General features: G+C 71.0%; 20 protein-coding genes and 1 pseudogene. 9 read left to right on the top strand and 12 right to left on the bottom strand.

From position 1 onward, the window contains the following. The coding region (locus ACTWQJ_RS18335) for an ATP-binding protein (protein WP_443307699.1) at positions 1 to 1,782 on the top strand (1,782 nt) is incomplete at its 5' end. 39 nt (positions 1,783 to 1,821) lie between these two features. Here ACTWQJ_RS18335 and pcaDC read toward each other — a convergent pair. The 4 genes from pcaDC to pcaH are packed head-to-tail and all read right to left on the bottom strand — an operon-like array spanning position 1,822 to position 5,659. Next, positions 1,822 to 2,949 (bottom strand): bifunctional 3-oxoadipate enol-lactonase/4-carboxymuconolactone decarboxylase PcaDC, encoded by a 1,128-nt coding sequence (pcaDC, locus tag ACTWQJ_RS18330; RefSeq protein ID WP_443307698.1) that lies wholly within the window; start codon positions 2,947 to 2,949, stop codon positions 1,822 to 1,824. Next, positions 2,946 to 4,277, bottom strand: a complete 1,332-nt coding sequence (gene pcaB, locus ACTWQJ_RS18325) for a 3-carboxy-cis,cis-muconate cycloisomerase (RefSeq protein ID WP_443307697.1) — start codon at positions 4,275 to 4,277, stop codon at positions 2,946 to 2,948. The genes pcaDC and pcaB overlap by 4 nt, the downstream gene beginning before the upstream one ends. Then, positions 4,274 to 4,879: a protocatechuate 3,4-dioxygenase subunit alpha gene (pcaG, locus tag ACTWQJ_RS18320; RefSeq protein ID WP_443307696.1), complete on the bottom strand. Its 606-nt coding sequence runs from the start codon at positions 4,877 to 4,879 to the stop codon at positions 4,274 to 4,276. The genes pcaB and pcaG overlap by 4 nt, the downstream gene beginning before the upstream one ends. Positions 4,880 to 4,885: 6 nt before the next feature. Beyond that, entirely contained in the window at positions 4,886 to 5,659 is a 774-nt protein-coding gene (gene pcaH, locus ACTWQJ_RS18315) for a protocatechuate 3,4-dioxygenase subunit beta (protein WP_443307695.1), read from the bottom strand. Between the two features lie 239 nt (positions 5,660 to 5,898). Here pcaH and ACTWQJ_RS18310 point away from each other — a divergent pair, with 239 nt between their 5' ends. Beyond that, complete coding sequence (locus ACTWQJ_RS18310; RefSeq protein WP_443307694.1) at positions 5,899 to 6,363, top strand: MarR family winged helix-turn-helix transcriptional regulator; 465 nt, start codon at positions 5,899 to 5,901, stop codon at positions 6,361 to 6,363. Here the strand turns inward: ACTWQJ_RS18310 and ACTWQJ_RS18305 are convergent, their stop codons facing one another. Beyond that, positions 6,364 to 7,350, bottom strand: a complete 987-nt coding sequence (locus tag ACTWQJ_RS18305) for a DUF3048 domain-containing protein (RefSeq protein WP_443307693.1) — start codon at positions 7,348 to 7,350, stop codon at positions 6,364 to 6,366. Between the two features lie 232 nt (positions 7,351 to 7,582). Here ACTWQJ_RS18305 and ACTWQJ_RS18300 point away from each other — a divergent pair, with 232 nt between their 5' ends. Next, positions 7,583 to 8,773 (top strand): zinc-dependent alcohol dehydrogenase, encoded by a 1,191-nt coding sequence (locus ACTWQJ_RS18300; protein WP_443307692.1) that lies wholly within the window; start codon positions 7,583 to 7,585, stop codon positions 8,771 to 8,773. A gap of 17 nt (positions 8,774 to 8,790) precedes the next feature. Here ACTWQJ_RS18300 and ACTWQJ_RS18295 read toward each other — a convergent pair whose 3' ends face one another. Further along, positions 8,791 to 9,861 (bottom strand): ATP-dependent DNA ligase, encoded by a 1,071-nt coding sequence (locus ACTWQJ_RS18295; RefSeq protein WP_443307691.1) that lies wholly within the window; start codon positions 9,859 to 9,861, stop codon positions 8,791 to 8,793. A 74-nt stretch (positions 9,862 to 9,935) separates the two neighbouring features. Between ACTWQJ_RS18295 and ligD the strand changes: the two genes are divergently transcribed. After that, positions 9,936 to 10,961, top strand: coding sequence for a non-homologous end-joining DNA ligase (ligD, locus tag ACTWQJ_RS18290; RefSeq protein WP_443307690.1), 1,026 nt, complete (start codon positions 9,936 to 9,938; stop codon positions 10,959 to 10,961). On the opposite strand, the gene ACTWQJ_RS18285 is transcribed toward ligD, so the two are convergent. Beyond that, positions 10,948 to 13,098, bottom strand: coding sequence for an OmpL47-type beta-barrel domain-containing protein (locus ACTWQJ_RS18285; RefSeq protein ID WP_443307701.1), 2,151 nt, complete (start codon positions 13,096 to 13,098; stop codon positions 10,948 to 10,950). The two genes, ligD and ACTWQJ_RS18285, sit on opposite strands and share 14 nt — an antisense overlap. Positions 13,099 to 13,142: 44 nt before the next feature. Then, positions 13,143 to 15,632 carry a ThuA domain-containing protein gene (locus tag ACTWQJ_RS18280; RefSeq protein ID WP_443307689.1) on the bottom strand — a complete coding sequence of 830 codons (2,490 nt, stop codon included), beginning with the start codon at positions 15,630 to 15,632 and terminating at the stop codon, positions 13,143 to 13,145. Positions 15,633 to 15,830: 198 nt separating this feature from the next. Here ACTWQJ_RS18280 and ACTWQJ_RS18275 point away from each other — a divergent pair, with 198 nt between their 5' ends. Both ACTWQJ_RS18275 and ACTWQJ_RS18270 read left to right on the top strand, forming a co-directional pair. Next, positions 15,831 to 16,790: a multicopper oxidase domain-containing protein gene (locus ACTWQJ_RS18275; RefSeq protein WP_443307688.1), complete on the top strand. Its 960-nt coding sequence runs from the start codon at positions 15,831 to 15,833 to the stop codon at positions 16,788 to 16,790. A gap of 77 nt (positions 16,791 to 16,867) precedes the next feature. After that, positions 16,868 to 17,905 carry a LacI family DNA-binding transcriptional regulator gene (locus ACTWQJ_RS18270; protein ID WP_443307687.1) on the top strand — a complete coding sequence of 346 codons (1,038 nt, stop codon included), beginning with the start codon at positions 16,868 to 16,870 and terminating at the stop codon, positions 17,903 to 17,905. Positions 17,906 to 17,923: 18 nt separating this feature from the next. Here ACTWQJ_RS18270 and ACTWQJ_RS18265 read toward each other — a convergent pair whose 3' ends face one another. Next, positions 17,924 to 18,718, bottom strand: coding sequence for a VOC family protein (locus ACTWQJ_RS18265; RefSeq protein WP_443307686.1), 795 nt, complete (start codon positions 18,716 to 18,718; stop codon positions 17,924 to 17,926). A gap of 253 nt (positions 18,719 to 18,971) precedes the next feature. Between ACTWQJ_RS18265 and ACTWQJ_RS18260 the strand changes: the two genes are divergently transcribed. Then, positions 18,972 to 19,217 (top strand): WhiB family transcriptional regulator, encoded by a 246-nt coding sequence (locus ACTWQJ_RS18260; RefSeq protein ID WP_206307043.1) that lies wholly within the window; start codon positions 18,972 to 18,974, stop codon positions 19,215 to 19,217. Positions 19,218 to 19,258: 41 nt separating this feature from the next. Here the strand turns inward: ACTWQJ_RS18260 and ACTWQJ_RS18255 are convergent, their stop codons facing one another. The 3 genes from ACTWQJ_RS18255 to ACTWQJ_RS18245 all read right to left on the bottom strand — a co-directional run bounded on the left by ACTWQJ_RS18255 (position 19,259) and on the right by ACTWQJ_RS18245 (position 23,034). After that, positions 19,259 to 20,233, bottom strand: coding sequence for an acyl-ACP desaturase (locus ACTWQJ_RS18255; protein WP_443307685.1), 975 nt, complete (start codon positions 20,231 to 20,233; stop codon positions 19,259 to 19,261). A gap of 214 nt (positions 20,234 to 20,447) precedes the next feature. Then, positions 20,448 to 21,224 (bottom strand): dimethylargininase, encoded by a 777-nt coding sequence (ddaH, locus tag ACTWQJ_RS18250; RefSeq protein WP_443307684.1) that lies wholly within the window; start codon positions 21,222 to 21,224, stop codon positions 20,448 to 20,450. 187 nt (positions 21,225 to 21,411) lie between these two features. Beyond that, complete coding sequence (locus ACTWQJ_RS18245; RefSeq protein WP_443307683.1) at positions 21,412 to 23,034, bottom strand: ABC-F family ATP-binding cassette domain-containing protein; 1,623 nt, start codon at positions 23,032 to 23,034, stop codon at positions 21,412 to 21,414. Between the two features lie 357 nt (positions 23,035 to 23,391). Here ACTWQJ_RS18245 and ACTWQJ_RS18240 point away from each other — a divergent pair. Next, positions 23,392 to 23,553: pseudogene (locus tag ACTWQJ_RS18240) on the top strand (isocitrate lyase/phosphoenolpyruvate mutase family protein); the annotation flags it as partial. 169 nt (positions 23,554 to 23,722) lie between these two features. Beyond that, the coding region (locus ACTWQJ_RS18235; RefSeq protein ID WP_443307700.1) for an isocitrate lyase/phosphoenolpyruvate mutase family protein at positions 23,723 to 23,930 on the top strand (208 nt) is incomplete at its 3' end.

The following is a 23,930-nucleotide window of genomic DNA, read 5'->3' as shown; positions in this document are numbered from 1 at the left end:
CGGTTCGCCTGGGCGGCCGCCATCCTCGGCACCGGCATCTCCGTCGACCTGGTCGCCCAACTCGCCACCATGGGCCACGACGACGCGGTGCGCTGCGCCGACCTGCTGCGCAGCGCCCGTATCCTCACCGCCCCCGACCCGGCGAACACCCGGCCCGGCGGCGGCGACCTGGAGTTCGTCCATCCGCTGATCGCCACCGCCGTCTACAACTCCATCCCGGACGCCCTGCGCACCGCCATGCACGGCATCGCCGCCCAGATCATCACCGACTCCGGACTCGGCGCCGCGGCCGCCTCCCGCCACCTCCTCCAGGTCCACCCGGACGACGACGCCGAACTCGTCGACCAGCTGCGCGAGGCCGCCCGTGAGCATCTCGCCGTCGGCGCCCCCGACGCGGCCCGCCGCTGCCTCGAACGTGCCCTCAAGGAGCCGCCCCGGCCCGAGGTCCACGCGCGCGTGCTCTACGAACTGGGCTGCGCCGGCCTGCTGACCGCGCCCGCCACCACCATCGGCCACCTCCGGACCGCGCTCGCCATGCCCGGCCTCGACGGCGACGCCCGCGTCGACGCCGTCTTCCGCCTCTCCCAGGCCCTGCTCCACAACGACCAGCTGGAACAGGCCGTCCGCACCGTCGAGGCCGAGGCCGCCCGGCACGAGGAGGGGCCCGCCCGGATGCGGCTGCGGGCCGTGCAGTACATGTGGGAGGGCATCTACGCGGGCGAGGCCGCCACCCCCGGCCGCTCCCAGCGCCTCGCCGAGCTGGCCCGCACCTGCACCGGCCGGGACAACTCCGAACGTGCCCTGCTCATCCTGCGCGGCTTCGACGCCATGACCCACGGCGAGAACGCCGAGGAGGTCGTCGAGCTGTGCGACCGCGCCCTCGTCAACGGCCGCCTCGCACCCGGCCTCGGCTGGACCGACACCCAGTGGGGCGTCGAACTGCTGATGATGCTGGGCAGTTCCTACGCCTACGCCGACCGGCTCGACCGCGCCGAGAACCTCTTCGCCGAGGCCCTGCGCACCTACACCACGGCCGGCTGGAGCGGCGGCCACCTCGCCCTGGCCAACGCCTTCCTGGGCCTGGCCTTCCGCCGCCAGGGCCGGCTGAAGGACGCCGAGACGGTGCTGCGCGAGTCGCTGCGGCTGGCCGAACGGGTCGGGCGTGGACTGCCCCTGTACTGGTCGGCGACCTGCGGACTCGTCGACACCCTGCTGGCCCGCGGCCATGTCGAGGAGGCCTGGACGACGGCCGAGACATACGGCTTCGCCCCGCCCTACCCGTCGACCATCGTGCTGCCCGACACCCGCTCCGTGCGCGGCCGGCTGCTGCTCGCCGTGGGCCGCACCGAGGATGGCGTCAACGAACTGGAGGCGGCCGAGAAGGCGGCGGCCGCCCGCGGCGGCCACAACCCGGTGCTGGCCCCCTGGACCGTCGACCTCGCTCTCGCCCTCGCCACCGAGGATCCGGCCCGCGCCGGGCGGCTCGCCGCCGACGCCCGCCGCCAGGCCGAGCGGTTCGGCACCGACACCGCCATCGGCGAGGCCCTGCGCTGCGCCGCCGCCCTGGAGACCGGCCAGCGCAAGGTACGGCTCGCCGCGCAGGCCGTCACCTACCTGGAGGCCTCGCCCTGCCAGTACGAACACGCCGCCGCCCGCATCGAGTACGGCCTCGCCGCCCGCTCCACGGCCGAGCTCAACCGGGGTCTGACGCTGGCCCGCTCGTGCGGGGCGGACGGCCTGGCGATGCAGGCGCGGCAGGGGCTGGCGGAGCTGGAGGGGTAGCGACGGCGCTGGAAGGGTGGCGACGGCGCGCTCGTCACCTCAGCCTGGTGTGCCGTCCTCCTCCGCCAGCACCCGCTGGGCCGTCGCGAACGCCGAGTTCGCCGCCGGCACCCCGCAGTACACCGCCGTCTGCAGCAGCACGGCCCCGATCTCGTCGGGCGTGAGCCCGCCCCGGCGGGCCGCCCGCACATGCATGGCCAGCTCCTCGTAGTGGCCGTGCGCGACCAGCGCGGTCAGCGTGATCATGCTGCGCTCGCGGCGGGAGAGCGTCGGGTCGGTCCAGATCTCGCCCCAGGCGTAGCGCGAGATGAAGTCCTGGAAGCGGGCCGTGAAAGGGGTCTGCCGTGCCTGCGCCCGGTCGACGTGGGCGTCGCCGAGCACCTCCCGGCGGACCTCCATGCCGCGCCGGGCGGCACCGTCGAAATGCGCCCGTAGGGCGGTCAGAACCGCCTCGGGGCATTGCGCGGGCGCCAGATGCGAGGCCCCCGGGATCTCCACGAGCGCGGCTCCCGGCACGGCGTCCGCGATCTCCCGCAGATGCGCGGGCGGCGTCGCCGGATCGTCCCGCCCGGCGATCAGCAGCGTGGGCGCGGAGATCTGCGCGAGCCGGTCCCGCAGGTCGAATGCGGCGAGCGCGTCACAGCAGGCCGCGTACGCCGCCGGGTCGGCGTCCCGGTGGTCCTGGACCAGCCGGGGCACGGTGAACCCCGGTGTGAACCAGCGGGCGTCCGCATTCTCGGCGAGCGAGGCCAGTCCCTCGCGGCGCACCAGCGCGGCCCGCTCCTCCCACGGCTGCGCACCGTTGAAGTGGGCCGACGAGCAGATCACGGCCAGGGACGACACCCGCTCCGGGTGATGCACGGCCAGCTGCAGGCCCACCGCACCGCCCAGCGACACACCGGCGTACGCGAACCGCTCGACACCGAGCGAGTCGGCGAGCGCGAGCACCAGGTCGGCGAGGTCACCGACGGCGGCGCCGGGCCCGATCAGTTCCGCCGCCGAACCGCCGTGCCCCGGCAGGTCCCAGCGGACCACCCGGTGGGTGACGGACAGCTCGGGCGCGACCTTGTCCCACAGGGCGTGGGAGGTGCCCAGCGACGGCCCGAGCAGCAGTGGGGGAGCCGAAGTGGGACCTTCGGCCCGGTGGTTGAGGAGTTTCCCGGTCAACGTCGCTCCAGAGCAAGGTCGGTGAGGGCGCCGGCGGAGCCGGTGTAGCGGGTGGGGTCGGTGGGCTCACCCAGGTCGAGGTCCTTCAACTCCGGCTCCTCGGAGAGAAGTTCGGCGAGCGATCGCCCTTCGGTGTACGTGCGCCCGGCGAGCCGCGTGAGCAGCTCCTTCGCGCGGGCCCGCCCCAGCAGCGGAGCCAGCTCGGCGGACAGCCGCTCCGAGACGATCAGTCCGTGCGTGAGGTCCAGATGCTCCCGCATGACGTCCGGGTGGACCCGCAGCCCCTCGGCCAGTTCGGCGGCGTCGTGTGCGGCCCCGCCGGTCAGCCGCAGCAGATCCCGCAACGGCTCCCACTCCGCGTGCCAGGCCCCGGCCGGTCGCTCGCCCTCGGCCGCCAGCGTCCCGTAGAGCGTGGCTGCGAGCTGCGGTGCGCGCCGCGCTGCGGCGGCGATCAGGGTGGACCGTACGGGATTGGCCTTGTGCGGCATCGCCGACGAACCCCCGCCACCGCCCTCCGTGACCTCGGTGATCTCGGTGCGGGACAGGGTGAGCACATCCACGGCGATCTTGCCGAGCGCCCCGGCCGTGAAGGCCAGACATCCGGCGAGGTCGGCGATCGGCGTGCGCAGTGTGTGCCAGGGCAGGACCGGTGGCCGAAGGCCGAGTTCACGGGCGAACGCCGCCGGCAGGGCGGTCGGGTCGCTCGCTCCGTACGCGCCGAACGCCGCCAACGTCCCGGCCGCCCCGCCGAGTTGAGCGGGCAGCCCGTCCCTGACGGCCGCCACCCGGTCCCGTGCGTCCAGTACCAGCGACCGCCAGCCGGCCGCCTTCAGCCCGAACGTCGTCGGGACGGCGTGCTGGGTGAGGGTGCGTCCGGGCATCGCGGTGTCGCGGTGCTCGGCGGCCAGCCGGGCCAGCGCCCGCTCCACGCGGGCGAGATCGGCCAGGACGAGGTCCAGGGCGCGCGTCGCGACCAGCATCGTCGCCGTGTCCATGATGTCCTGGCTGGTCGCACCCCGATGGACATACGGCCCGTACTCCGCACCGACCGCCTTCGTCAGGTCGGCGACCAGCGGGATGACCGGGTTGCCGCCCCCGCGGGCGCGCTCCGCCAGTGACCGTACGTCGAAGCGGTCGGCGTGGGCCGCCTCGGTCACGGCCGTGGCGGCCTCGGCCGGGGCCAGCCCCAGCGAGGCCTGTGCGCGGGTCAGGGCGGCCTCCGCGTCGAGCAGCGCCTGGAGGTAGGCGGTGTCGCTCGTCGCGGACGCGGCAGGGGAGCCTGCCCACCCGGGGGCGAGCAGGCCTGGTTCGGGAACGGCAGCTGTCACCGGAACTCCAGGAAGACCGTCTCGCCTTCGCCCTGAAGGCGGATGTCGAAACGGTAGGTGCCGTCGCCGTCCGCGCGGGCGATCAGTGTGTCGCGGCGCGCCTCGGCCAGCTGGGACAGCAGCGGGTCCGCGGCGAGCGCGGCCTCGTCGCCCGGCAGGTAGATCCGGGTGAACAGGTGAACGAGCAGCCCGCGCGCGAAGACACACACGCTGAGGTACGGCGCGCTCTGCCCCCGTGCTCCGGGCCGCAGCGTGCGCGCGGTCCAGTGGCCGTTGGCGTCGGTCTGGATGCGGCCCCAGCCGGTGAACTCCAGGCCGTTGCGACCGAGGAAGCCGCCGCTGGCCGGGTCGCGCCGCATCGATCCGTCGACCTGCGGCAGGTTGCCGTCCGGGTCGGGGCCCCACAGCTCCACGAACGCGTCCGGCAGCGGATTGCCCTCGCCGTCGAGCACGTAACCCTGCAGGGCGATGGTGTCCGGGTGGCCGACCGGGGCGATGTCGCCGCCGCCGGGGAAGGGCAGGGCGTGGCCGTAGAAGGGGCCCACCGTGTGCGACGGGGTGGGGAGCACGGTCTCCGGGCGGCTCGTGTCGATCTTCGTCATGGCAGGTCAGCGCCCTTCTTCGAGCCAGGTGGCGTTCGGCCCGTCGAGCACGAGGTCCCAGTGGTAGCCCATCGAGAACTCCGGGACCGACAGGCTGTGGTCGTACGTCGCGACCAGCCGCTGCCGGGCCGCGTCGTCCGTCACCGACTGGATGATCGGGTCGTACGGGAACAGCGGGTCGTTCGGAAAGTACATCTGCGTCACGAGCCGCTGGGTGAACGCCGTACCGAACAGCGAGAAGTGGATGTGGGCCGGCCGCCAGGCGTTGAGGTGCTGGCGCCACGGGTAAGGGCCCGGCTGGACGGTAGTGAACGTGTAGAAGCCGCTGCCGTCGGTCAGCGTGCGGCCGACGCCCGTGAAGTTGGGGTCCAGCGGGGCGTCGTGCTGCTCGCGCTGGTGGGCGTATCGGCCCGCGGAGTTGGCCTGCCAGATCTCGATCAGCTGGCCCCGGATCGGGCGACCGCCCCGGTCCAGCAGCCGGCCGGAGACGGTGATGCGCTCGCCGATCGGCTCGCCGGTGTGCTGCCGCGTCAGGTCGTTGTCGATCTCGGTGATGTCCCGCTCGCCGAAGGCGGGGGAGGCCAGCTCCACCAGCTCCGGATCCCTGGCCACGTCTATCGCGACCAGCGGCTGCTTGGGGTGCCGCAGCAGCGAGGAGCGGTACGGGGCGTAGTCGCGGCGCGGATGGTGCTCGACGGGGCCGCCGCCGGCGACCCGCTTCTCGTACGCGGCGTGCTCGGCCGCGATCTCCTGGTCGATGTCGTGCTGGGTGAGAGCCATGAGGTTCCTACTGTTCGAGCTTGGCAGCGGTCCTGACGGTGATCGACAAGCCCCATCTCTTCCGATCCCATTGCTCAGGACACTGAGCAATTCAGTGAACTTTTCTTCACGCTGCCACTCGTGTCCGTCGACGTCAAGACCTGAGGCGACGCTCCGTTCGACGACCGGCCTGCTGAAGACAGGCGCACCACGGCGCGATATCGTCAGCACACTGACCGAATCGACCACAGGGAGCGGACATGGCCGCGGTGGACCTCGCCAACCACCCCGGGCACCTGGCCCGGCGGCTGCAGCAGGCGCACCACCTGCTGTGGAACACGATGGTCTCCGAGGAGATCACGTCGCCGCAGTTCGCCGTCCTCAACGCCCTCGTCGACGAGCCGGGCCTGGACCAGCGCACGGTGGGGGAGCGGGTGGGGCTCGACCGGTCCACCATCGCCGAGGTGATCGGCCGGCTCGGCCGCCGGGGGCTGCTGGACAAGGTCCGCGACCCGCAGGACGGCCGCCGCTTCCTGCTGCGCCTGACCGAGGACGGCCTGCGCACCCATCGCAAGCTGTCGGTGCGCACGGCCCGGATGAACCAGGTCTTCCTGGCTCCGCTCTCCGCCGCCGAGCAGACCCAGTTCCTCGATCTCCTCCGCCGGGTCTCGGACACGGCGGAGGGGCTCCGCAACCCCGTGGAACCCCTCGTCGCCCAGCCCTGATCAGGCCTTCGCCAGCACCACCCACACCTGGCCCGTGGCGAAGTTCACCGGCGCGCCCCGCTCGGTCGTGAACCGGGTGGCGTCGTCGGCCGACGCGCGCTTCCAGCGCACGTCGTACGCCCTCCCGTCGCGCAGCACCGTCGCCTTCCCCGAGCCGACGGTCTCGGTGTACGGCGTGTTGTTGCCCCGGGAGTCGAAGTACTCGGACGGGCGCAGCCGCACGTACTGCACGACGACCGTCGCGGGAGCCACCCGCGCGCCGTCGGTCGTCACCATGGCCGTCCCGTCCATCGCGACCAGATAGCGGTCGTGGTTCTCGGACCAGGTGAAAGTGAAGCGGGCCGCCGGGTAGCGCACCGTCCGGGTCGTCTCCGCCGTGCCGCCGGCCGGCGGGGCGCCGTAGGTGAAGCCGGGGGCGAGAGCGTCGGGACCCGGAGCCGAGGGCAGCAGTCGCAGCGGGCGCAGATACAGGTTGTGCGGGGCGGGCTTTTCCTTGGCGCGGTAGTAGGCGCCGGGCGTGCGGTCGGGCGGCTCGGCGCGCAGCGGCGCCCTGTCGATCAGCGGCAGCAGCTTGCGCTGTGCGCCGGAGAAGGCGAGCATGGGCCGGTCGAACTGGCGCAGCAGTTCCAGATCGCTCTCGCGGGCGCTGCGCACCGGCCCGACGGTCTCCGGCAGCCTGGTCGCGTACACCGCCATCAGTCGGCTCAGCCCGCCCTCGACCTGCTCGACGTACACGATGTCCGCTTCGCCCAGTCCGGTGTGCGGCCGGGCTCTGCGCGCGTTGTCGATCTTCACGGCGAGCACCGAACCGACATCGCCGATGTCACTGTCCTGCGGGCTCGGCGTCGGCTCCGGCACGGGCGGCGGCCGGTCGTCGGGCGGTGGTCCGCCGCCGTTCGTGCAGCCTGCTGTCAGGACGGCCGTCATCGCCGCAGCCAGCAGCACCGTCGTCGTGGCGGCGCGCCGCACCCGCGCCCTGCGTTCCATGCCCACCGTCGCCACCCACCCACTTCCGCGTCCCTGATTGTGCGCTTATCGGCTCATCGCTCGCCATGCCTGAGCAGATCCGGTCACCCGGCGGCACGGAATGCACCAACGGCTCGCGGTGAGTACGCCGATCGGCCCAGGCAGGGCCGCGCGGTTCGACACGGGCGGTCCGGGTACCCGGGCGGCACCGCAGGACGGGCAACCGTGGAGGCGACGGAGGGAGCGCGGGGCGATGAGGGCTGTGACATGGCAGGGCAAGCGGGACGTCCGGGTGGAGAACGTGCCCGATCCGCGGATCGAGGAGCCGACCGACGCCGTCATCCGCATCACCTCGACCGGGCTGTGCGGCTCCGACCTGCATCTGTACGAGGTGCTCACACCGTTCATGACGCCGGGTGACATCCTCGGCCACGAGCCCATGGGCATCGTCGAGGAGGTCGGGCCCGGCGTACCGGACCTGGCGGCGGGCGACCGGGTCGTCGTGCCGTTCCAGATCGCCTGCGGCAGTTGCTGGATGTGCCTCAACTCGCTGCCCACCCAGTGCGAGACCACCCAGGTGTCCGGCGAGGGCATGGGCGCCGCCCTGTTCGGCTACACCCGTCTGTACGGTGCGGTACCGGGCGGCCAGGCCGAGTACCTGCGGGTCCCGCAGGCCCAGTACGGCCCGATCAAGGTGCCGGAAGGCCCGCCCGACGACCGGTTCGTCTACCTCTCCGACGTCCTGCCCACCGCCTGGCAGGCGGTCTCCTACGCGGACCTGCCTGAGGGCGGCAGCCTCGCCGTGCTCGGGCTCGGCCCGATCGGGGACATGGCCTGCCGGGTCGCCCAGGTCCGTGGCGCCGGGCGGGTGTTCGGGGTGGACCTGGTCAGCGACCGGCTGCGGCGGGCGCGGGCGCACGGCGTGGAGACGTACGACCTCAGGGTCTTCGACAGCGAGAAGGAACTCGTCGCCGCGATCCGCGACGAGACCGACGGCCGCGGCCCCGACGCCGTGATCGACGCGGTCGGCACCGAGGCGCACGGCAGCCTCGCCGCCCGGCTCGCCCAGCAGGCCTCCACGATGCTGCCCCGGAAACTGAGCGGCCCGCTCGCCGAACGCTTCAGCGTCGACCGGCTCGCCGCCCTGCACACCGCCATCGAGCTGGTGCGCCGCGGCGGCACCCTGTCCCTCGTCGGCGTGTACGGCGGCACCGCCGACCCGCTGCCGATGCTCACCATGTTCGACAAGCAGCTCCAGATCCGGATGGGCCAGGCCAACGTACGCCGCTGGAGCGACGAGATCCTGCCCTATCTGACCGACGAGGACCCGCTCGGCGTCGACGACTTCGCCACCCACCGGCTGCCGCTGGACGAGGCGCCGCGGGCGTACGAGATGTTCCAGCACAAGCGGGACGGTGCCGTGAAGGTGCTGATGAGGCCCTGACTCAGGTCTGGGGCGGCTCAGGCCTGGGGCGCGAAGATCTCCGCGAGGTCGTAGCGCACCGGCTCCTCCAGCTGGGCGTAGGTGCAGCTCTCCGGCGTCCGGTCCGGGCGCCAGCGGCGGAAGCGGGCCGTGTGCCGGAAACGCACCCCGTTCTCCAAGTGGTCGTACGCCACCTCGCACACCCGCTCCGGCCTGAGCGGCACCCAGGACGGGTCCTTCCTGCCCGACCAGCGGCTCGGCGCGCCCGGCAGCCGGGCCGACTCGTGCGCCGCCTCCTCCGCCCAGGCCGCCCACGGATGCCCCGAGACGTCGTCCATGCGCAGCGGCTCCAGCTCCTCCACCAGTTCGGCGCGCCGCTTCATGGAGAACGCGGCGGACACGCCCACATGCTGGAGCGTGCCCCGGTCGTCGTACAGACCGAGCAGCAGGGAGCCGACGACCGGGCCGCTCTTGTGCAGGCGGTACCCGGCGACGACGACGTCCGCCGTCCGCTCGTGCTTGACCTTGTACATGGCCCGCTCGTCCTGGAGATAGCGCAGCGTGAGCGGCTTGGCGATCACTCCGTCCAGGCCTGCCCCCTCGTACTGCTCGAACCACTGCCGCGCCACCTCGAGGTCGGTGGTCGCCGGCGCCACGTGCACCGGGGCCCGCACCCCGGACAGCGCCATGACCAGCAGCGCACGCCGGTCACCCAGGGGCATGTCGAGGAGCGACCCGTCGGCCAGTGCCAGCAGGTCGAAGGCGACGAAGGAGGCCGGTGTCGTCTCCGCCAACATCCGCACCCGGGAGTCAGCAGGGTGGATGCGCTCGGTGAGCGCGTCGAAGTCGAGTCGCCCCTCCCGCGCGATCACGATCTCCCCGTCCAGCACACAGCGTTCCGGCAGCCGCTCCTTCAACGCGGCCACCAGCTCCGGGAAATATCTGGTCAACGGCTTGGTGGTCCGGCTGCCGAGCTCCACCTCGTCCCCGTCGCGGAACACGATCGTCCGGAATCCGTCCCACTTGGCCTCGTAGTGCATGCCCGGAGGGATCTTTGCAACGGACTTGGCGAGCATCGGCTTGACGGGCGGCATCACCGGCAGATCCATGATTTGATTCTGCGCCACGCAGGCGTCGTGCGCCCGGTGTGCGCGGGACCAGGGCTGGGCCTACCGTGGCTCGCATGGGCGAAGCGGTGGAACTCCAGGCGGGCGGCCGGACCGTACGGCTGTCCAGTCCCGACAAGGTGTTCTTCCCGGAGCGCGGCTTCACCAAGCTGGACCTCGCCCGCTACTACCAGGCCGTCGGCCCCGGCATCCTGCGCGCCCTGCGCAACCGGCCCACCACCCTGGAGCGCTACCCGGACGGCGTCACCGGCGAGTCCTTCTTCCAGAAGCGGGCGCCCAAGAACATGCCCGACTGGATCCCCACCGCCCGCATCACCTTCCCCAGCGGCCGCAGCGCCGACGAGATGTGCCCCACCGAGGAGGCCGCGGTCCTGTGGGCCGCCCAGTTCGGCACCCTCACCTTCCATCCGTGGCCGGTGCGCCGCGACGACGTCGACAGCCCCGACGAACTCCGCATCGACCTCGACCCGCAGCCCGGCACCGACTACGACGACGCCGTCCGCGCCGCCCACGAACTGCGCGCCGTTCTCGCCGAGTTCGGCGGGCTACAGGGCTTCCCCAAGACCTCCGGCGGCCGCGGCCTGCATGTGTTCGTCCCCATCGAGCCGCGCTGGACCTTCACCCAGGTCCGCCGGGCCGCCATCGCGGTCGGCCGGGAGATGGAACGCCGGATGCCGGAGCACGTCACGGTCAAGTGGTGGAAGGAGGAGCGGGGCGAGAAGATCTTCATCGACTACAACCAGACCGCGCGGGACCGCACCATCGCCTCCGCCTACTCCGTACGCCCCCGCCCGCACGCCCCCGTCTCGGCACCCCTGCGCTGGGAGGAGGTCGGCGACGCCCACCCCCGGGACTTCGACCTCGCGACCATGCCCGCGCGCTTCGCCGAACTCGGCGATGTGCACGCGGACATGGACGACCACCGTTTCGCGCTGGACACGCTGTTGGAGCTGGCCGACAAGGATGAGCGCGATCACGGGCTCGGCGATCTGCCGTACCCGCCCGACTACCCCAAGATGCCGGGGGAGCCCAAGCGGGTACAGCCGAGCAGAGCCCGCAGAGCGGGACCTACAACTCCTTGATCCGGATGTCCCGGTACGAGATCACATCCGTCGTGCCGTGCACCTGGAGCCCGATGTAGCCGGAGGCGAACCGCCGCCCGTCCGTGCCGGGGTCGTCGGCACGGGGCGGGACGAAGTCCTGGCCGCCGATGTTGTCGAACTCGTTGATCAGCACGCCGTTGCGGTAGACCGAGTAGTGCTGGTCGACCACCCGGATCTCGTAGTCGTTCCAGGTGCCCTTCTGCGTCACGCCCGCGCCGGCCAGGCCCACGCGGTCGAAGCCGTAGACGGACCCCGTCTTGTACATGTCGCCGTCGGGCCGGTCGAGCACCTGCACCTCGTGTCCGTACTTGATGGCGACCCACTCCGGCCGTGACTCCTCCGGGTGGTCATGGACGTACGGGAAGCGCACGAACACACCGGAGTTGGCGTTGCCCGTGCCGGGAGCGTCGTCGCGCCACTGGAGCCGGAGCGAGAAGTCGCCGTACTTGCGCTGCGGGAACCACAGCATGCCGAGGCCCGCCTGCGTGGTGCCGCTGGTGATCGACCCGTCGGCGTTCAGCGCGAAGGAACCGCCGCCCACCTGCTGCCACTTGGCGAAGGAGTCCGCGGTGCCGTCGAGGATCGTGCGGTAGCCCTCGGTCTGGCCGGGCCTGCCGATGCCGGACTGCCGGGCCGCCTTGGTGATGGCGTTGTACTCGCGCTGGTCGACGACGCCTTCCTTGAGGAGCTTGTCCAGGACCGTCTTCACATGCTTGAGGAACAGCGCGTGGGACGTCCATTCCTTCTCGTCCTCGATCAGCTCGTTGATCCGGCACCGGTTGTTCGTGACCCGGTTGGGCACACCCGAGTCGACCGTGCCGACGATGACCGTCAGCCGTTCGTCGTACTCGGGGCAGGGCGGCGCCGGCACCCCGCCCGCCACGACCGTGAAGCTGACGGTCCGGGCCTCGGAGGTGTTGCCCGCCTTGTCGCTCGCCCGGTACGCCACGGTGTGCGGGCCCACGCGGTCGACGACCAGGGGCGCCGTGTACGCGAGATAGGGCCCGCCGTCGAGCGAGTACTCGACGCTCGCGACACCCGAACCCGCCCCGTCCGTCGCACTGATGGTGACCTTGGCGTTCGCCACGTACGCCCCGTCGGAGTTCCGGGTGCCCTCCACGGTCACGCCCGTCACCGGCGGGGTGGTGTCCTCCTCGGGCGCGGCGACCACCGTGAACTCCACGCTCTTCTCGGCCGCCGCGTTGCCCGCCTTGTCGGTGGCACGGTAGCGGACGGTGTGCGTGCCGGCCTGATGCACCATCACCGGGCCGGTGTACGGCTGCCAGGCGCCGGACGCGCCGATCGCGTACTCGATGGTGTTGACCCCGGAGCCGGTGTCGGAGGCGGTGACGGTGACCGTGGCCATGTCGACGTATGTGCCGTCGGGGTTCTGCTCGCCGCTCACCGTCGCCGAGGTCTCGGGCGGTGTCGTGTCGTCCGTCGGCGGGGCGACGACCGTGAACTCGACGCTCTTCTCGGCGGACACGTTGCCCGCCTTGTCGAACGCCCGGTAGCGGACCTTGTGGCTGCCCACCTGGTCGACGACGACCGGGGCGGTGTACGGCTGCCAGGCGCCGGTGTCGCCGGTCGCGTACTCGATCCGGTCGACGCCGGATCCGCCGGTGTCGTCGGTCGCCTCGACCGTCACACTCGCCGAACCGACGTACTCACCCTGCGCGTTCTGTACCCCGCTGACCCGGGCCGACGCCTCGGGCGCCGTGGTGTCCTCGCCGCTGCCCTCGGTCACCACGAGGATGCCCTGCATCTGGCCGTGGCCGGGGATCGTGCAGTGGTAGAAGTAGCGGCCCGGGGTGAGCGTGACCTCGGCGGTGTGGCGGCCGCCCTGGTCGTCGTTGGGGTTGGCCAGGATGTTCAGCTGGACATCGCTGTTGAACTCGGGGTCGGAGGTGACGAACGTCAGCGTGTGCGGCATTCCGGTGGTGTTGCCGGTGGCCACGCTGTTCTCGAAGACGATCGTCGCCGGGCCGGCCACCGCCGTCGCGGGCGCCGACGTGTACTTGTCGATGTCGTTGCCCGCGGTCCAGGTGAGGACCTGGTCGGCTGCGGCCTGTTCCTGCTGTCCGGCCGCCGTCGTGGACTGCAACCCCAGCATCATCAGTACGGCGGCCAGCAGGGCCGTCCAGATTCTTCGTTGGCGCCTCACTGCGTCCCCCTTGCCAGCTGGTCGGCGGCCGGCGTGGGCCCGCCGCCCTGGTACGTCACGCGCCACAGGGCCGACTTGGCGTCCGAGGTGAAGAAGCCGCGCCCGTAGTCGAGGACGTACAGCGCTCCGTCCGGACCGAACTTCCAGTCCATGAGGTTCTTGATGCCGTCGTTGCCGACCGGCACGATCTTCTTCAGTGACTCCGAGTGCACCGGCAGACCGCCGTCACCCTGTGTCCTGGGGTCCATGAGCACCGCGTTGCGCGGCTGGTCGGCGTCGTAGAAGTCGCCGACGAACCACTTGCCGTCCCAGTAGGCCGGCCACTTGACGTCACTGGTCGCCGAGACGGCGTCGTACCGGTAGACCGGCCCGTTCATCGCGGCCTGCCCGCCGCCCTTGAGCCAGGGCAACTGGTACGTGGCCTCGTCCTGCTGGTAGGAGGGCACGCCGTTCGCGTCACGCGGGAAGTCGGGGCCGCCGCCCTGGGGCGAGTACCAGATGTTGTTGCCGGTGACCGGCGGGAGGTTGACGAGGCCGTCGTTGTTCGGGGACTCGTTCTTCGGACGGTCGCAGTCGTACCAGCCGAGCGGCTGCGACGGATCGGGCAGGTTACGGTCGCGGTACGGCTGCTTGTTGCCCATGCAGTACGGCCAGCCCCGGTTGCTCGCCTTGGTGATGACGGCGAACGTGTCGTACTTGGCGGGGCCCCACACCGGCGACGGCGCCGAGGCGTCCGGGCCGACCCAGCCCGCGTACAGGATGTCGGTCGACTTGTCGACGAAGATGCGCGCCGGGTTGCGGACGCCCATCACATAGATCTCCCCGCGGGTCTTGCCGCCGCCCTCGTCGGTCTCCCGGCCGGTGAAGAGGTTGCCCTCGGGGAGCGTGTACGTCCCGTCGGGTTCCGGGTGGATGCGCAGGATCTTGCCGTTGAGGTTGTTGGTGTTGCCGGCGGTGCGGCGCGCGTCGGCGAAGGACACGCCCTTGAAGTTGGGCTCCGGGTTGTTGCCGGAGTAGCCGTCGCTGAAGCGGCTGGAGTTGTTGTCGCCGGTCGCGATGTACAGGTTGCCCTGGGAGTCCCAGGCCATCCCGCCGCCCGCATGACAGCAACTGTGGATCTGCACCGGCCACTTGAGCAGCACCTTCTCGCTGCTCAGGTCGAGCTTGTCGGTGGCGAGGTCGAGTGTGAAGCGGGAGACGCGCCGCTCGGCCATCCGCGTGTCGCGGTTGATCTGCGCGTGCGGGGTGTAGTGCAGATACACCCAGCCGTTCTCCTCGAAGCGCGGGTCCAGCTCGATACCGAGCAGGCCCTCCTCGACCTTGACCAGCTCGTCGCCGCCGCCCTTGTTGCCGAAGACCGTCAACGCGCCCGCCAGGGTGACCTGCCCGGTCTTCGGGTCGTAGACATGGATCTCGCCCTTGCCCTTGCCGATGTCGGGGTTGTTCCAGTCGGTGATCACGGGCTGCGAGCTGTCGGCGCCGCCGCGCCCGATGTACAGGACGCGGCCGTCGGGGGCGGTGACCAGTCCGTGCGGCTCGCCGATCTGGTCGTTCTGGCCGGGCTGGTTCGGCTTGGTCAGCCGCTCCGCCTTGTAGTTGCCGTTGATCGTCGCCTTGCAGTCGGCCTGCACGAGGCGGGTGGTCCACAGCAGTGCACCGCGCAGGTGGTTGCGGAAGTCGGTCTCGTCGTACGACGACACCGTGCCGCCCATACCGGTGTAGAAGGAGCGTCCGCCGTCGTAGTCGCGGCACCAGCTGATCGGGTGGTCCCACCCGTTGGCGCTCGCGCCGGGCTGGTACGTCGACTCACGCACCCGCGCCACCGTGTGCACCTCGCCCGACGGATTCTTCACCCAGTTCGGCCACTGGTCGGGGCGCTTCCAGGTCACCGGAAGGTCCTTGGTGGCCGGGTGCTGCCGGTCGCCGACCTCAACTGTCGCCCGCTGTACCGAGGTTGGGCTGGAGGAGGCCGGGCGGGCCCCGACCAGACCGGTGAACCAGTCGGAGTACGGCTCCGCGCGGGCCGCGTCATGGATGCCGACGAAGCCGCCGCCCGCCTCCATGTAGGTCTCCAGGCCGGCCTCCTGCTCCGCGTCCAGGACGTCTCCGCCGCCGGTGAGGAACACGATCGCGTTGTAACGGCCCAGCCTGGTCCCGTTGGTGAAGACCGAGGCGTCGTCCGTGGCCTCCACCTTGAAGCGCTGTCCGGCGGGACCGGACAGACCGATCCGCTCGATCGCCTCGATACCGGCGTTCACGACCGGAGACTCGTCGCCGGGTGCCGCGGACCCGTAGAAGATCAGCACACGCACGTTCGCGCCGCCGGGCGGCGACTTGACGGACATCGTTGTCAGGGACGGATCCGGCGCCGGGAGCGCGCCCGCTGCGGAGCCGGAGAGCAGGCCCGCAGTGACGAATCCGGCCGTCAGGGCGGCCGTCCAGGCACGCCTTCCGGCCCTTCTTCTGCTCAATTCTCGTAAACCCATGGGTCTGTGGTGCGATGTGGACCGCATGTGGTCACCCACCCCTCGTCGGTCACAGCAACAGCGCCTAGGAAGCTAGACCTCTTTGCACGGTTCGCCAATAGGTATGACCGCAATGGAACGAACTTTGTCCTGGGTGTGGATAAACGGCCTGGGTCCCGCTACCGTCTCGAACTCCGTACCGGAATTGGGGAGTTCGGCATGGACAGACGCAGCTTCAACCGGCGGGTCCTCCTGGGCGGCGCGGCCGTCGCGACATCGTTGTCCGTGGCCTCGGAGGCGACACCGGCCACCGAACCGGCCGGAAAGGCCCCGGCGGGCGGCGAGGTGAGACACCTCAAGATCTACGCCGAGAAGCTCGCCGACGGACAGCTGGGTTACGGCTTCGAGAAGGGCAAGGCGACCATCCCGGGGCCGCTGATCGAGCTCAACGAGGGCGACACGGTGCACATCGAGTTCGAGAACACGACGGATGTGACGGCGAGCCTGCACGTACACGGCCTGGACTACGAGATATCCAGCGACGGCACGAAGCTGAGCGGGAGTCACGTCGAGCCGGGCGGCACCCGCACCTACACCTGGCGCACCCATGCCCCCGGCCGCCGGCCGGACGGCACCTGGCGGGCAGGTAGCGCGGGCTACTGGCACTACCACGACCACGTGGTGGGCACGGAGCACGGGACGGGCGGCATCCGGAAGGGACTGTACGGACCGGTGATCGTCCGCAGGAAGGGTGACATCCTTCCGGACCGCACCTACACGATCGTCTTCAACGACATGACGATCAACAACCTGCCCACCGGCCCTGACTTCGAGGCCACGGTGGGCGACCGCATCGAGTTCGTGATGATCACGCACGGCGAGTACTACCACACCTTCCACATGCACGGTCACCGCTGGGCCGACAACCGCACCGGCATGCTGACCGGCCCCGACGACCCGAGCCAGGTGATCGACAACAAGATCGTGGGCCCTGCGGACTCCTTCGGCTTCCAGGTGATCGCGGGGGAGGGGGTGGGCGCCGGCGCGTGGATGTACCACTGCCACGTGCAGAGCCACTCCGACATGGGGATGGTCGGCCTCTTCCTGGTGAAGAAGCCGGACGGCACCATTCCGGGCCATACGGCGCACGCACCGGACCACTCCTCGCACGGGCACTGACGGCTGCCGAGAGCGCTCTCACCTCCCCGTCGGCCTGCGGTTATCCTGATCTGCAGTCGCCGGTGAGGAGTCCCGAAGTGACCGAGGCAGTGACGCGCCCCACGCTGGAGGCCGTGGCCGCACGCGCCGGGGTGTCCCGGGCCACCGTCTCCCGGGTCGTCAACGGCGGGGACGGGGTCCGCGAACCCCTCGTCGAACGCGTCCGGCGGGCGGTCGAGGAACTCGGCTACGTCCCCAACCAGGCGGCCCGCAGTCTCGTGACCAGACGCCATGACGCCGTCGCCGTCGTCATCGCGGAACCGGAGACCCGCGTCTTCGCCGACCCCTTCTTCGCGCTGCAACTCCGCGGAATCAGCAAGGAGCTGACGGCCCACGACAACCAGCTCGTGCTGCTGCTCACGGAGGGCCGCGACGACCATGCCCGCGTCGGCCGCTATCTCGCCGGCGGGCACGTCGACGGGGCGCTGGTGTTCTCCCTGCACCTCGACGACGCGCTGCCCGGCCTGATCCGGGGCGCCGGGGTCCCGACCGTGTTCGGCGGGCGGCCCGGCTGGAGCGACGGCACGCCCCGAGCCGTGTACGTCGACAGCGACAACCGGGGCGGTGCCCGCGCGGCCGTACGCCATCTCGTCGGCCTGGGCCGTACGCGCATCGCGCACATCACCGGCGCCCTCGACCAGACCTCCGCGGTGGACCGGCTCGACGGGTTCCGGGACGTCATGGCCGAGGCCGACCCGCGGCTCGTCGTCGAGGGCGATTTCACCCCGGCCGGGGGCGAGCGGGCGATGCGCGAACTCCTCGACCGCTGCCCCGACCTGGACGCCGTGTTCGCCGCCAACGATCTCACCGCCGCGGGCGCCCTGCGGGTGCTGCGCGAGCGTGGCCGACGTGTGCCGGACGACGTCGCCGTGATCGGCTTCGACGACATGCTGCCCGTCGCCGAGCAGACCGACCCGCCGCTCACCACGATCCGTCAGGACATCGAGGAGATGGGCCGCCTGATGGCCCGCCTCCTGCTGCGCCGCCTGGACCCCCGCAACGCCGACGACACCGACACGGCCCCCTCGCCCGGCGTGGTCCTGCCGACCACTCTGGTACGCCGGGCCTCCGCGTAGCCGGCTTGTCCGGGGCGGTCAGCTCTGCTGTGGGGCGGCGCTCCTGATCACCGCGAAGCGGGCGCCGTACGGGTCGGTGAGCTTGGCGATGCGGCCGACGTCGGGCACGTCCGTCGCGGGCATCCGGACACTGCCGCCCAGTTCCTGGGCCTTGGCGACCGTGGCGTCCGTGTCGGTGACCTCCAGGTACGGCAGCCAGTAGGGGTCCGACCCCGCCTCCGTGGGATCGTCGGCCAGTGCGACGAGGCCGCCGAACATGGCATCCTCCCCCTCGCGGGCGGGGTTCACGCACGTGTACGAGCCGCCGGGGAAGCTGACGGACGAGGTCTCCCAGCCGAGCACCGCGTTGTAGAACCCGGCGGCGGCCGGGAGGTCCGGCGTGTAGAGCTCCAGCCAGCACAGCGAGCCGGGTTCGTTGAGTACGTCCACGCCCTTGAGCTGCCCCGGCTGCCAGATGCCGAACGGCACCCCTTTCGAGTCCGCGAGGATCGCCATGTGGCCCTGGCCCATCACGTCCATGGGCTCCACGAGCACGCTGCCGTGCGCCTGCTCGGCGGCCTTGGCCGTGGCCGCGGCGTCCGCGCTCTGGAAGTACACGGTCCAGGACGGCGGGCCCTCCTCCGCGGGGTTCTGCATCCCGCCGGCGACCGTCCTGCCGTCCAGCTGGAAGAAGCCGTAGCCGCCGGCCTCGGGGCCCGCCGACTGGAACTGCCAGCCGAAGAGACCGCCGTAGAAGGAAGTGGCGCCCTCGATGTCGGTCGTGCCGAGGTCGATCCAGTTGGGAGCGCCGTTGACATAACGGGTGGTGAGCATCCTCGCCCTCCTCATGAAAGGGGACCCGTTGCGTGCAGTGCCGAGTCTTGCACCGCTCACTGACAATCGCCGCGGGAACCACGCCGTGCCGTCACCACGGCGACGCAGGGCGTCCGCCTCGTTTCCGCACCCTCCGCGCGCCGCCGTGCGCCGGCTTGTCCGCACGGTCACCATCGAGGCGGCCGGAGGCCCTCGCCACGGCGTTGATCCCGCGTTGATCGAACGTTTTTCGCCGCACGGAATGCTCGGGACCATGCACTTCCAGACGATCACCCCGGCCGACACCGCCTGGCAGGCCCAGGCCCTGTGCGCGCAGACCGGGGCCGAGTTCTTCTTTCCCGAGCCGGGCAGCTCGGTGCGTGAGGCGAAACGCATCTGCGGCATGTGCGAGATGCGCTCCGCCTGCCTCGAGTACGCCCTCGCGAACGACGAGCGCTTCGGCGTATGGGGCGGACTGTCCGAGAAGGAGCGGCTCCAGCTCCGGCGTACCCCGCACTGAGCAGCGGATGATCCGGCCGGGCTCCGCCGGATGTGCGGGGATCAGCCCCCGGCCCGCGCCGCCATCCGTGCCTTGCGCGCCGCCAGCTTCTCGTCGAACTTCAGGGCCTCCGCGTCCAGGCCGTTCATGAACAGGCCGAGCTCCTCCTGGGCCTTCAGACCCTCGGGGCCGAGGCCGTCGATCTCCAGGACCTTCAGGAAGCGCAGCACCGGCTGGAGGACGTCGTCGTGGTGGATGCGCAGGTTGTAGACCTCGCCGATGGCCATCTGCGCGGCGGCCCGCTCGAAGCCGGGGATGCCGTGGCCGGGCATGCGGAAGTTCACGACGACGTCCCGCACCGCCTGCATGGTGAGGTCGGGGGCGAGTTCGAAGGCCGCCTTGAGGAGGTTGCGGTAGAAGACCATGTGCAGGTTCTCGTCGGTCGCGATGCGCGCCAGCATGCGGTCGCAGACGGGGTCGCCGGACTGGTGGCCGGTGTTGCGGTGCGAGATACGGGTCGCGAGCTCCTGGAAGGCGACGTAGGCGATCGAGTGCAGCATCGAGTGCCGGTTGTCCGACTCGAAGCCCTCGCTCATGTGGGCCATGCGGAACTGCTCCAGCTTGTCCGGGTCCACCGCGCGCGAGGTGAGCAGGTAGTCGCGCATCACGATGCCGTGCCGGCCCTCCTCGGCGGTCCAGCGGTGCACCCAGGTGCCCCAGGCCCCGTCACGGCCGAAGAGCGTGGCGATCTCGTGGTGATAGCTGGGCAGGTTGTCCTCGGTCAGCAGGTTCACCACGAGGGCGATCCGGCCGATCTCGGTGACCTTGGACTGCTCCTTGTCCCAGGCCTCGCCGTCCTCGAAGAAGCCGGGGAAGTTGCGGCCGTCGGTCCACGGCACGTACTCGTGCGGCATCCAGTCCTTGGCGACCTGCAGATGCCGGTTGAGCTCCTTCTCGACCACTTCCTCCAGTGCATGCAGCAGCCGGGCGTCGGTCCAGACGGAGGGGCTGCCGAGGTGGGAAGAGGTGATCGTCACGGGTACTCCAGGGGGACGTGGAACAACGCCGGTGGAACCGGCGAGCGGGGCCAGGAACCTACGCGATCGTAGGCTACGAATCCGTAGGTTACGAAGCCGTAGGTTAAGCGTGCCGTAAAGACCGCTGTTCAGACGGTCGTCCTCAGGGCTCCTGAGCAGCAGAAAGCCCCGGGACCCGCTGGTCCCGGGGCTGCGCCGTCCGGGCGTCACACGGTCAGGCGTACAGCTCCCGCAGCCGCACCGAGAGACATGTCACACAGCCCTCGAGCTTCTCGAACTCGCTGATGTCCACGACGACCGGCGTGTACCCGAGGTCCTTGAACAGCTCGGCGGTCTTCGGGGCGCTGGCCGCCATGAGCAGCTTGTCGCCGCCGAGCAGCACCACATGGGAGCCGGACTCCTCCGGCACATGCAGAAAGCGCCCGAACAGCGACGGCGTGTCCATCAGCGGGATGTGCCCGATGACCGTGCCGTCGGGGAGCGCCGTGACCGCCGACTTCAGATGCAGCACCTTGCTCACGGGCACGGCGACCACCCGTGCCCCCAGCGGTTCGAAGGCGGCGCGCAGCTGCTGGACGCCGACGGCGTTGGTACGGCCGCCGCGGCCCACGTAGATGGTGTCGCCGATCTTCAGTACGTCGCCGCCCTCCAGGGTGCCCGGCTCCCAGACCCAGTTCACCGAGCAGCCCAGCCGCGCCACGACCTCCTCGACGCCCGCGGTCTCGTCCCGGCGGGACTCGGCGCCGGGGCGCGCGATCAGAGCGACGTTCTTGTACATCACGACCGTGTCCTCGACGAACACGGAGTCGGGGCAGTCGTCGGCCGGGTCCACCTCGATGGTCTCCCAGCCGTGCGTGCGCAACGCCTCCACGTACGCCTCCCACTGCTCCGTCGCGCGGTCGACGTCCACGTCCATGCGTTCGACGTGGGTGACGAGTCCTTCGGCCAGGCGGGGGCTGGGGCGGCGGACGAGGGCCTTCTTGCTGGGCACGAGGAGGTCTCCGTATCGGGTGGAACGTTGTGGACTTGCGTGGCCGAGACCCGTCGGGGTGTCGGCGCCCATGATGCAGGGCCCATTCTGGGCGACGACAGCCCTCCGGCGAGAGGGCGGGGGCGTACTGAGCGCGGGGCGTGACCGCCTGGCGGTCACGCCCCAGCACTCGCTCATACACCCGAAGCTAGGCGGGCGACCCGACAGCTTCCGGCGTGGTTTCCGTGAGTTCTCCGTCGAGCAGCAGCCACCGCGTGATGCCGATCGACTCCAGGAACGGCAGGTCGTGACTGGCCACGATCAGCGCCCCCTCGTAAGACTCCAGGGCCGTGGTGAGCTGTCGTACGCTCGCCATGTCCAGGTTGTTCGTCGGCTCGTCCAGCATCAGCAGCTGTGGTGCCGGTTCCGCCAGCATCAGCGCGGCCAGCGTCGCCCGGAAGCGTTCGCCGCCGGACAGTGTCGCCGCCTGCTGGTCGGCGCGGGCACCCCGGAACAGGAAGCGGGCCAGCCGCGCCCGGATCCGGTTGTTGGTGGCGCCCGGCGCGAACCGGGCCACGTTCTCGGCGACGGTCAGCCCGCCGTCGAGGACGTCGAGGCGCTGCGGCAGGAACCGCAGCGGCACGTGCGCCGTCGCCTCACCGGAAACCGGCTCCAGCTCCCTGGCGATGGTGCGCAGCAGTGTCGTCTTGCCCGCGCCGTTGCGCCCGATCAGCGCGATCCGCTCGGGACCGTACAGATCGAAGCCGCCCGCGACACGCGCGCCGTACACGAGCTCCAGGTCGCGCAGGGTGAGCACGGACCGGCCCGCCGGCACCGCCGTGTACGGCAGGTCGACGCGGATCTCGTCGTCCTCCCGTACGGCCTCCACCGCCTCGTCGAGCCGTTCTCTGGCCTCGGCGAGCTTCTCCTCGTGCATGATGCGGTACTTGCCGGCCGACTCCTGGGCCGTGCGTTTGCGTATTCTCATGACCGCCCGAGGCTCGCGTGTGTTGTCGAACATCTTCTGCCCGTACCGCTTGCGGCGTGCCAGCACGACCTGCGCGTCGGCCAGTTCACGTTTCTGCTTCCTGAAGTCGGCCTCGGCGACGCGCACCATGCGCTCGGCCGCCTCCTGCTCGATGGCGAGGGCCTCCTCGTACGCCGAGAAGTTCCCGCCGTACCAGGAGATCTCCCCGGAGCGCAGATCGGCGATCTGGTCGACCAGTTCGAGGAGTTCACGGTCGTGGCTGACCACGACCATCACCCCCGGCCAGGCCGCGACGGCCGCGTAGAGCCGTTTGCGTGCGTACAGATCGAGGTTGTTGGTGGGTTCGTCCAGCAGCAGTACGTCCGGTCGGCGCAGCAGCAGCGCGGCCAGCCGCAGCAGGACGGACTCGCCACCGGAGACCTCTCCGATGGTGCGGTCCAACGCGACGTGCCCGAGGCCGAGTTCGCCGAGGGTGGCGAGGGTGCGCTCCTCGATGTCCCAGTCGTCGCCGACCGTCTCGAAGTGCTCCTCGGCCACATCACCCGCCTCGATGGCGTGCAGCGCGGCCCGCACGTCGGCGATGCCGAGCGCCTCGTCGACCCGCAGCGCGGTGTCGAGCGTGACGTTCTGCGGGAGGTAGCCGACCTCGCCCACGACGCGTACGGCGCCGTCGACCGGGGCGAGCTCCCCGGCGATCAGCTTCAACAGGGTTGATTTTCCTGATCCGTTGACACCGACGAGCCCGGTCCGGCCGGGGCCGAAGGAGACGTCGAGGCCCTCGAAGACGGAGGTGCCGTCGGACCAGGCGAAGGAGAGGGAGGTGCAGGTGATGGAAGTATGCATACGGGCCTCGCGGTTGCTTGATGTGGTCAGGGCAACGCGTATCGAGACACCGGAAGGCGGCGACCATCGCGGGGGTCGTGGAGAGCCCAAGGGAAGGGGGGCATGAGAAAGGCCCTGCTCCGCAAGGACGGCTCGAACGCCGAGGTCGCACGCAGCGCACACACCTGTTGTGTGTGACGCGGTGTCTCAGGACCTCAGACGAGCAACGTCCTTCTCCGATCGACGGCAACAGAACCGCTGTACACCGTACGAGGGGCGCAGCCGCCTGTCAACGGAATAAGGCGTGGGCCCAGCTGCCCCGGCATCATGTCGGATTCCTGCCAGCCCGGATCCCGGTCCGCTGGTTGAGTGGGCCGCATGACCGACGAGAACCCGCTCCGCGACCGCGCCCTGACCTTCCGCTCGTTGCATGTCCCGGGCTGTCCGCTCGTCCTGCCGAACGCCTGGGACACCGCCAGCGCCCGCATCGTCGAGGACGCCGGCGCCGCCGCGGTGGCCACCACGAGCGCCGGGCTCGCCTAGGGCGTGTCCGGCGGATCATGCCGGAATCGCGGGGCCTGGCACGCACATCTGCGGCGTTGTCGTCGGTCGCCGACTCCCCCACTCTCGACTTCGCTCGAGCGGGGGGACCCCCATCGAGTCGACTCCCTCCTCCGCCTTGCAGCTGGACGCACCAGGCCCCGCTCACCTGCGCCGGTCAGTCGCCGCTTGTTGGAGCCGGCCTGATCCGCCGGACACGCCCTGGGCCCTCGGCGCGCCGGACGGCGACCGGCTGGAGCGCGACCGGGCGCTCACCGCCGTCGCCGGGATCACCGCGGCGGTCGGCGTGCCGGTGACCGCGGACATCGAGAGCGGCTACGCGCCGGATGCCGAGGGCGTCGCCGACACCGTCCGGG

This window comes from Streptomyces sp. KR55 (assembly GCF_052245645.1).
GTDB classification, from domain to species: Bacteria; Actinomycetota; Actinomycetes; order Streptomycetales; family Streptomycetaceae; genus Streptomyces; species Streptomyces flavusporus.
The sequence above is the reverse complement of the archived record's forward strand: the minus strand, read 5'-3'. Positions and strand labels throughout refer to the sequence as shown.

What these genes read in the sequence shown, in the direction of transcription:
- ACTWQJ_RS18305 (WP_443307693.1), bottom strand. Translation starts at nt 7,350, where the DNA reads ATGGAACGCAGGGCGCGGGTGCGGCGCGCCGCCACGACGACGGTGCTG.
- ACTWQJ_RS18300 (WP_443307692.1), top strand. Translation starts at nt 7,583, where the DNA reads ATGAGGGCTGTGACATGGCAGGGCAAGCGGGACGTCCGGGTGGAGAAC.
- ACTWQJ_RS18295 (WP_443307691.1), bottom strand. Translation starts at nt 9,861, where the DNA reads ATGGATCTGCCGGTGATGCCGCCCGTCAAGCCGATGCTCGCCAAGTCC.
- ACTWQJ_RS18265 (WP_443307686.1), bottom strand. Translation starts at nt 18,718, where the DNA reads ATGCTCACCACCCGTTATGTCAACGGCGCTCCCAACTGGATCGACCTC.
- ACTWQJ_RS18260 (WP_206307043.1), top strand. Translation starts at nt 18,972, where the DNA reads ATGCACTTCCAGACGATCACCCCGGCCGACACCGCCTGGCAGGCCCAG.
- ligD (WP_443307690.1), top strand. Translation starts at nt 9,936, where the DNA reads ATGGGCGAAGCGGTGGAACTCCAGGCGGGCGGCCGGACCGTACGGCTG.
- ACTWQJ_RS18245 (WP_443307683.1), bottom strand. Translation starts at nt 23,034, where the DNA reads ATGCATACTTCCATCACCTGCACCTCCCTCTCCTTCGCCTGGTCCGAC.
- ACTWQJ_RS18310 (WP_443307694.1), top strand. Translation starts at nt 5,899, where the DNA reads ATGGCCGCGGTGGACCTCGCCAACCACCCCGGGCACCTGGCCCGGCGG.
- ACTWQJ_RS18285 (WP_443307701.1), bottom strand. Translation starts at nt 13,098, where the DNA reads ATGATGCTGGGGTTGCAGTCCACGACGGCGGCCGGACAGCAGGAACAG.
- pcaG (WP_443307696.1), bottom strand. Translation starts at nt 4,879, where the DNA reads ATGACGAAGATCGACACGAGCCGCCCGGAGACCGTGCTCCCCACCCCG.
- ACTWQJ_RS18275 (WP_443307688.1), top strand. Translation starts at nt 15,831, where the DNA reads ATGGACAGACGCAGCTTCAACCGGCGGGTCCTCCTGGGCGGCGCGGCC.
- pcaH (WP_443307695.1), bottom strand. Translation starts at nt 5,659, where the DNA reads ATGGCTCTCACCCAGCACGACATCGACCAGGAGATCGCGGCCGAGCAC.
- ACTWQJ_RS18280 (WP_443307689.1), bottom strand. Translation starts at nt 15,632, where the DNA reads ATGGGTTTACGAGAATTGAGCAGAAGAAGGGCCGGAAGGCGTGCCTGG.